General features: G+C 39.4%; 6 protein-coding genes. 4 read left to right on the top strand and 2 right to left on the bottom strand.

Annotated elements, in window-relative coordinates:
- Positions 1–187: 187 nt before the first annotated feature.
- The 4 genes from hflX (at position 188) to A5294_RS01310 (ending at position 4816) form a co-directional block, all read left to right on the top strand.
- On the top strand, positions 188–1642 hold the full coding sequence (hflX, locus tag A5294_RS01325; protein ID WP_050543387.1) for a GTPase HflX: 1455 nt from the start codon (positions 188–190) through the stop codon (positions 1640–1642).
- A 143-nt stretch (positions 1643–1785) separates the two neighbouring features.
- Positions 1786–2748: an L-lactate dehydrogenase gene (locus A5294_RS01320; RefSeq protein ID WP_004107125.1), complete on the top strand. Its 963-nt coding sequence runs from the start codon at positions 1786–1788 to the stop codon at positions 2746–2748.
- A gap of 124 nt (positions 2749–2872) precedes the next feature.
- Complete coding sequence (locus A5294_RS01315) at positions 2873–4357, top strand: sensor histidine kinase (RefSeq protein ID WP_004107121.1); 1485 nt, start codon at positions 2873–2875, stop codon at positions 4355–4357.
- Positions 4358–4543: 186 nt separating this feature from the next.
- Complete coding sequence (locus tag A5294_RS01310; protein ID WP_004107118.1) at positions 4544–4816, top strand: WhiB family transcriptional regulator; 273 nt, start codon at positions 4544–4546, stop codon at positions 4814–4816.
- A 7-nt stretch (positions 4817–4823) separates the two neighbouring features.
- On the opposite strand, the gene A5294_RS01305 is transcribed toward A5294_RS01310, so the two are convergent.
- Together A5294_RS01305 and A5294_RS01300 are read right to left on the bottom strand one after the other, a co-directional pair.
- Entirely contained in the window at positions 4824–6647 is a 1824-nt protein-coding gene (locus tag A5294_RS01305; protein ID WP_064340262.1) for an FtsK/SpoIIIE domain-containing protein, read from the bottom strand.
- A 235-nt stretch (positions 6648–6882) separates the two neighbouring features.
- Entirely contained in the window at positions 6883–8181 is a 1299-nt protein-coding gene (locus A5294_RS01300) for an LCP family protein (RefSeq protein ID WP_032842522.1), read from the bottom strand.
- Between the last annotated feature and the right edge of the window lie 48 nt (positions 8182–8229).

Below are 8229 nucleotides of genomic sequence, written 5' to 3'. Positions count from 1 at the left end.
ACATATCATACATATAGGTTGTGTTCATATATTGTCGTCTCAAGTCACCATAATAAGACAAACGTTGTAAAACGCTATTTACAATGAAATAGAGGAGGGACAGTTGGTGGATAGTAATGTGGTATCCGGGCGAGATGATGTGCTTAATTCAAACGATCTTTCCTCCCTCGAAAATGATTCTAATAATATGAATGAGCATAATCTCACCAATAATGCAGTGCTTTATGCTCATTCGGATGTGCTTCTAGACACTACTTCTGACAGTGAAAAGCATGATGAAGCTTGGCAGGAGCGTGAGTCTCGTAATGCTTTAAAGCGTGTAGCTGGTCTTGGTGAATTACAAGATGTTACCGAGGTTGAGTATAGAAAGCTTCGTCTTGAGCGCGTTGTGCTAGTAGGAGTGTGGTCTAGTGCAAAAGGAACTCTTGCTCAAGCTGAAGAATCGTTGCGTGAGCTTGCAGCGTTGGCACAGACTGCTGGTGCTGTTGTTTGTGATGGCATGTTGCAACAAAGATATAGGCCAGATGCTGCAACTTATGTTGGTTCAGGTAAAGCGCGTGAGCTTGCAGCAGTAGTTGCTCAACATGATGCAGATACGATTATTGTTGATGATGATTTACCACCTAGCCAGCGTAGAGCTTTAGAAGATGCAACCAAAGTTAAGGTTGTCGATCGCACTGCTGTTATTTTGGATATTTTTGCTCAGCATGCTACAAGCCGTGAAGGTAAAGCTCAAGTTGAGCTTGCTCAATTGCAATATATGCTACCTAGGTTAAGAGGCTGGGGTGCTGCTCTTTCCAGGCAGGCTGGTGGTAGAGCTGCAGGAGATGCTGGTATTGGTTCTAGAGGTCCTGGCGAAACTAAAATCGAAATGGATCGTCGAGCTATTCGAAATCGTATTTCTAAACTTCGCCACGATATTGCAAATATGGCACCTGCGCGCGATGTAAAACGCGGTTCTCGTAGACGACAAGATATTCCAACTGTAGCTGTTGTTGGGTATACGAATGCTGGCAAGTCGTCTATTATAAATCGTCTTACTGGTTCGCAAGAATTAGTAGAAAATGCACTGTTTGCAACTCTTGATACTGCAGTACGTCGTTCTCAAACTCAAGATGGTAGAAGCTATACTTTGGTAGATACTGTTGGTTTTGTTCGCAGACTTCCAACTCAATTAGTTGAAGCATTTAAATCCACTTTGGAAGAAGTTGGACAAGCAGACGTTATTTTGCACGTAGTTGACGGTTCGCATCCAGATCCTATTTCGCAAATTAATGCAGTAAACGAAGTTCTCGCTAATATTTCTGGTGTAGAAGATATACCTCAAATTATGGCATTGAATAAATCAGACATGATGAGTGATGCTGCGCGAGAACGTTTTTCTTCTCTTTATCCTGATGCTGTTATTGTTTCTGCATTCAGTGGCGAAAATTTACAAATATTGCGCAATCGTTTAGAAGAATTGTTACCGTCTCCTCGTGTTCGTGTAGATGTAACTTTGCCGTACGAGTTTGGTGGATTATTATCAAAAGTTCGTGAAAATGGTGTAGTTGAAAAGGCAGAATATGTAGATTCTGGGGTTGAACTTATTGCTTGGGTCGGACCATCGTTAGCTGCAAAACTTATGAAAGTAGCATTGTAATAATAAATTCCGGTGGTGCGATTAGAGTAAAGGTGTTCATACCAAAAGCTCTTAATGTGAGAGCAGCCCTTAGTAATGCATAAATCGTGGTATTTTGTGTGCTTATAAGGGTGTGATAGGTTGTTGAAAAGAGGTTTTTGCTCATGGTGAGTTCGCAGGTTAAGCCAACTAAGCTTGCAATTATTGGTGCCGGCGCAGTCGGATCTACTCTCGCTTTCGCTGCTGCTCAGCGTGGTGTTGCGCGTGAGATTGTGCTTGAAGATATTGCTAAGGAACGTGTTGAAGCTGAAGTTTTGGATATGCAGCATGGTTCTAGCTTCTATCCTGCAGTTTCTATTGCCGGTTCTGACGATGTGGAAATTTGCCGTGATGCTGACATGGTCGTGATTACTGCTGGTGCTCGCCAGAAGCCAGGTCAGACTCGTTTGGAGCTTGCAGGAGCCACTATCAACATCATGAAGTCAATCATTCCGAACGTTGTGAAGGTTGCTCCTAACGCAATTTACATGTTGATTACTAATCCTGTTGATGTTGTTACGCACGTTTCTATGAAGCTTTCTGGTCTTCCAGCAAACCAAATGTTTGGTTCTGGTACCAACCTTGATTCCGCTCGTCTTCGTTTCTTGATCGCTCAGCACACTGGCGTTAATGTTAAGAACGTTCACGCATACATTGCTGGCGAACACGGTGATTCTGAAGTTCCTCTGTGGGCTTCTGCAACCATTGGTGGTGTTCCAATGTGCGATTGGAACGCTCTTCCAGGTCATGAGCCACTTGATGCTGCTAAGCGCGAAGAAATCCATCAGGAAGTTGTTAACGCTGCTTACAAGATTATCAACGGTAAGGGTGCAACAAACTACGCTATTGCTATGTCTGGTGTAGATATTGTTGAGGCTGTTCTTCGCGACACTAACCGCATTCTTCCAGTGTCTTCTTTGCTCGATGACTTCCACGGCATTTCTGATGTGTGCATGTCTGTGCCAACATTGCTTAATCGCAATGGTGTAAACTCTCGTCTAAACACTCCAGTTTCTGATCGTGAGTTGGCTGCTTTGAAGCGTTCTGCTGAAACTTTGCGCGAAACTGCTGCTAAGTTTGGCTTCTAGTTTTAAAGAATAATTTATAAATTATTAAACCGCTTCTTCTCTTAATTGAGGAGGAGCGGTTTTCTTGTTCAAAACAACAACATGCCTCACAGAATTTTCTGTGAGTTCGATATATTATTACATTATGGCTGATTTTTCTAACATTCTTGCTACTCGTCCTGATTTTAATGACAGTGATCGTGAGTGGCTTCATCATTTGGTGGCCGATTGGCAGGTTATTGCAGATTTGAGTTTTGCAGATTTGCTGCTGATTATTCAAAATGGTGACGGTGATTATGTTGTTGCTGAACAATGTCGTCCTTCAACAGCTATTACTTTGCGTACTGATGATTTGTTAGGTAAAAAATTAGATGATTCTTTAGTACCTGAGCTTAATGAGGCGATGAAATCTGAGACAAGTTTCCACTCTTCAACCTTACGTTCTATTGGTAGAGCTACTGTATGCTACGTTTACGCTCCAGTTCGTCATAGGGGTAAAACCATCGGATTAGTTATGCGCGAAACTAATTTGGCAACGCGTGAATCTAACGGTCGTTATGAAACCGAAAGTATCAATGCTGGTAAAACTTTATTTGACATGATTCCTCGTGAACAATTCCCATATCATGAATCTGTATTAAATCAGCGACATAATGCTCGAGTATCCGATGGTTTTATTGTGCTAGAAGACGATGGAATAGTTCGTTATGCTTCCCCTAATGCCATTAGTTGTTTCCGCAGACTCGGTGGATTAAATACTATGCAAGGTGAATATTTAAGCGAATTTGGCACTAGGTTGTTGCATACAAACGATAATGTTCCCGAAAGTTTACCTCTTGTATTAACTGGAAAAGCTGATGTAGATTGTGAACTTGAAGCGAACCATTCTATAGTTTCCATGCGCTCCTTGCCTCTGTGGGGTCCAAATAATCGTGTTGGAGCTGTAGTGTTATGTCGTGATGTTACTGAAGTTTTGCGACGTGAGCAGGAATTGCGCACTAAGAATGCCACTATTTCTGAAATACATCATCGCGTAAAAAACAATTTACAGGCTGTTTCTGCTCTTTTGCGTTTGCAAGCCCGTAAAACAAAATCTATTGAAGTTAGAAAAGAACTTGAGGAAGCTCAACGTCGTGTGCAAACTATAGCACTAGTTCATGAAGGCTTGAGTCAAACTGCTGACGAAATTGTTGATTTTGACAAAGTTATTTCGAGTTTGTTGAAGATGTCAATTGAGTTGGCGTCTCAGAATCAAAATATTGATATTGATTTTGTTGGAAAATTTGGCAGATTAGCAGCTCAGGATGCTACACCATTATCTCTTGTTTTAACTGAGTTAGTGACGAATGCAGTTGAACATGGTTTTGAAGGTCGTGAAAAAGGTCATATTCGTATTGCAGTTGGTAGGGGCGGAGACAATCTTAATATTGTCGTTGAAGATGATGGAGATGGTATAGATAGCGAGTCTTCTCATGGAATGGCTAAACCATCTGGCTCTGGCCTTGGAACGCAGATCATAAACACATTTGTCACTAACGATTTTGGTGGTACAGTTCGTTGGTCTCCTCGAAGAGAAGGCGGAACTAGGGTAGTGTTAGACATTAAATTGCGCGTATCTGGTATTGAGTAGCTTTAGTAAAAATTGTTTTCCAACGTGCATTAAATGTTATACATTTAGTGTAAAAAGTATAGGAACAATTAAAATTGCTAATAAAGATGCAAAATACCTTGAAAAAACTTTCTTTTCATGATTTCCTTACATTCAGGGGAACTTCTAAAGCTCACCGTTGTAGGTAAGAAATGAGGATAATAATTCATGAGCAACTCGTTTGATTGGCGCACAACAGCAGCATGTAGTGACAAAGATCCTGAACTGTTCTTTCCTCTTGGCAGTGCTGGTACAGCAGTTCAACAGCTTGAAGAAGCAAAAGCAGTATGTCGCTCATGTGATGTTGCAACAGAGTGCTTAAAATGCGCATTAGAAACTAACCAAGATTACGGTGTGTGGGGAGGATTAAGCGAGGATGAGCGTAGAACTCTAAAGCGTAGAGCAATGCGCGCACGTAAAAGTCAAGATGCGTCACTATGAATAAATTTTATTCTAGGTGCACTATTTGAGTTAAACTTGCTGATCCTGGAGTGATTAAAACACATCGTCCTGGAAGTTGATAGTCTTCAATATCAAAACTTTTAGATAAAGCAGAAGGTATTCCAAGCATTGTATCTGTGCCAATATCTCCTGTTGGAAATATTATCCTCACTGGTGCTTGCTCAGGTAAACGTAAGTAGCGAGAAGTGCTAGTGCTCATAATAACTGGGTATTGTTTACTATTTAATCTTTTTTGAAAAGCAATAGCAGTTTGTCTCGTATTTAGCGGATCAAGCAATTCATCCGCATCGTCAATAATGATTGGCGTATTTTCGTTGTAAATGTTATTAATGTTTTGTTCGTATAGTGATTTTCCTGAATATATTGGCAGGTTTAAAGTTTTAGAAATTATTTTTAATATTGTTGTTTTGCCTTGTTTTCTACTTCCAATAACAGCGATATTTCCAAGGTGAATTGGTAATAGAGCAGGATATAAGTGTATGGTATCGTCTTGCAAACCAATAATAATATGCTTCGTATGAAATTCTTGAGTACGTAAACTTTGAGATATTTTTTGCTCCGAATTTTTGTATTTGTAATTATTTGAATACTCTGCAAGTTGTTTTGATGAAAGAATCGACGGCAATGGTTTGCTAAATAATTCTGGAGAATGATCATGATGGCAGAATCTACCAGCTAACTGTATTGCTCGTACTAAATGTGCAGGATTGCTGCTTTGAGCACATCGCAAAGCAGCTACTCCTTCTCCAATATTGTAATATGCGGCTCCTGGTGTATTTGGGCTTATTCTAGCTGCATGCGCTGTTCCTAATAATTCTTGCGATTGCATTCCGTCTCTAACTCTCAAGCAAATATTAATAGAAATATTAGCTTTCATATCTGCGCTTACTTGTACGAGTGGATTTTGAGTTCCAGCAATAATATGCATTCCCAAAGATCTGCCTACTGATGCAATTCGTATAAGACGAGGCATGTAGTCGGGAAGTTGATCTTTTAAAGCATGAAATTCGTCAATAACAATAAGCAATGAAGGCTCAGCTGGAGTTACTTGTGCAATATTATTACACCCATGATGAGCTACTAGTCTTTCTCGTCTATCTAGTTCTAGTTCGAGACCTTTTAGAGCGCGTATTGCGTGTTTAAGATTTAAATCTCCTACGTTTCCCATAGCATGTGGGAGATTAGATAGTATGTCAAAAGTTGCTCCTCCTTTAAAATCCATAAAAACAAACCGTAGCTGCTGTGGGCCGTATTGAAAAGCCAAAGCTAAACACCAAGTCGTAAGAAGTACTGATTTACCAGAACCAGTTGTTCCAGCAACTAAAGCATGTGGTCCATTGTTAATTAAATCTAAATAGCAGTATCCATTATTGCTTATTCCAAGTGGAGCTATAAGGTGTTTAGTTTTTGAATTAGGTAAGTAGTTATAAATATTTGTATTTAGATTTTCCTTCATACTATTAGATTGGTTTTTTGTGTCGTATGTTCCTGCATTTTTTAACCATATTTGCAATACTTCTTTCCAGTGATGTTGCGTATTAGAAATTGCATTTCTTCTCATAAGTAATGTTTCTAAACTTACTGGTGTAATAGTATCTGGCAAACTTTCTACAGTTTGTTGATTATAAGTTAAGTTATTTGACGATTGCGTAGTGTTTAATAATTGAATTTGCTGATTTTGTTGAACACTTTGAACAGAATTTTTCTCAGATATGTATTGAAAAATTTGTGGAATAAGACTTGCTATGTACATCATAATGCTTGGAATAATCATGGTTAGCATCATCCAATTATTTTGCATCCATGCCATTATAGCCAATGCTATGTGAGCGAATATGGGAACTATACTCGCTGCCATCTGTACATGCATAAGTACTTTAGTTGTAGACATTCCTGTATTAGATTTGTTACTCATAAATGTATGAGACAATATTTTTGATTTTTGTGCAATACTTATGCAAGATTGTGGTTAAAAGATACGAGTTTAGTGCTTTCTAAGTTATGGTATCTAATTGAAGTGTTGTTTATACAACAATACTTCGAAATTATTGTTGCTCCGCAAGAGTTCCAACTGATCCAGGTTTATGAGTGCCTGATGCAAGTTGGTTGAATAAATCTAAGTTTTTAGCATCATCGAGAAGCACAGATGAACCAACTCCTGGAACTTGATAGTCAGGATTCGTCCAATATACTGTTCCAGATATGCCTGACGGTCCAGTTGCTTCTTTGAATGCTTGAGCCATTTCCCATAATGTTCCTGGATTGGTTTTCTCGTCAAAAATAACTGAAGCAAGTCCCGTTTCAGCAAGCTTTTTTACTTTTCCAAAATTCAATAATGTATTGTGATCTAAAGCTTTTTTCATAATAGCTGCAATAACCATTCGTTGACGTGCAGCTCGTCCAAAATCAGATTCTGGATCTGCGTATCGCATTCGCGAAAATGCTAACGCTGTATTCCCATCAACGTGATGGCATCCAGAAGTCCAATTTAACCCGCTAAACTTATCGCTTACGGTACGGTTGTAGCATAAATCAATGCCGTCTATAGCGTTAACAACATTAGTAAGACCGCCAAAACGTATTTCTGCAACATGGTCAATGCGATGACCTGTAATTTTTTCTATTGCTGCTGTTAATGCTTTATTTCCAGCTGCTTGCGCAACGCTATTAATTTTTACTTGTTCGCCATTTAAAGAAACAAGAGAATCTCGAGGAATAGAAATTAGAGAGCTGTGACCATTGCTCGGCTTTGTCAATACAAGAATAGTATCTGTTCTAAATCCTGTTATCTCTTTAGCTTCTTCGCCTTCTCTTTGATCAGAACCAAGAATAAGCCATGCTTTGCCTTGAGTGCTAGGAGTATTAGTAAGCCAAGTAGTGCGGTTAATTCTTGAGTCAACCCAGTTCCATGAATATACCCCAAAACCAGTTACACCTACTGCCAGAACAACAAAAAATGCAATAAATGCATGTAAAATTCTGTGCGGTTTGTGCGGTAGTATTTTTGCTGCACTTCCAACTGCTTTATTTATAGTTGTTGGAATACGCATTTGTGAAATAGAACTTGTGCGCGGTGCTGGTCTTGGTTGCAATTGCGATGTGTAAGAAACAGGTCTAGAAGAACATTGTTCTGGACTTTTTAAGATTCTTGTTCTTTGAGTTGTAGGCGCAAAAGACGGCGCTTGTGATGGAAGCGCATTAGACTCTATTTTGCCTCTTTTTACGCGTTTTGGAGTGAAACTAGGAGGCACGTTTGAGTTAGATGAATCGTTATTATGAGAAGGAGTGAAGATAGGTGGGTTTATATTATCTTCAGAAGGGTCCTCATACAATCTCGAATTCATTCATCCTCCAAAATAAGCATGTATCTTCAATGACTATGAATATATAAT

The sequence above is a fragment of the Gardnerella sp. 30-4 genome, assembly GCF_001641215.1.
Classification (GTDB): domain Bacteria; phylum Actinomycetota; class Actinomycetes; order Actinomycetales; family Bifidobacteriaceae; genus Bifidobacterium; species Bifidobacterium leopoldii.
Note: the sequence above shows the minus strand (reverse complement) of the source record. Positions and strands in the feature narration are given on the sequence as shown.

What these genes read in the sequence shown, in the direction of transcription:
- hflX (WP_050543387.1), top strand. Translation starts at nt 188, where the DNA reads ATGAATGAGCATAATCTCACCAATAATGCAGTGCTTTATGCTCATTCG.
- A5294_RS01320 (WP_004107125.1), top strand. Translation starts at nt 1,786, where the DNA reads ATGGTGAGTTCGCAGGTTAAGCCAACTAAGCTTGCAATTATTGGTGCC.
- A5294_RS01315 (WP_004107121.1), top strand. Translation starts at nt 2,873, where the DNA reads ATGGCTGATTTTTCTAACATTCTTGCTACTCGTCCTGATTTTAATGAC.
- A5294_RS01310 (WP_004107118.1), top strand. Translation starts at nt 4,544, where the DNA reads ATGAGCAACTCGTTTGATTGGCGCACAACAGCAGCATGTAGTGACAAA.
- A5294_RS01305 (WP_064340262.1), bottom strand. Translation starts at nt 6,647, where the DNA reads ATGGCATGGATGCAAAATAATTGGATGATGCTAACCATGATTATTCCA.
- A5294_RS01300 (WP_032842522.1), bottom strand. Translation starts at nt 8,181, where the DNA reads ATGAATTCGAGATTGTATGAGGACCCTTCTGAAGATAATATAAACCCA.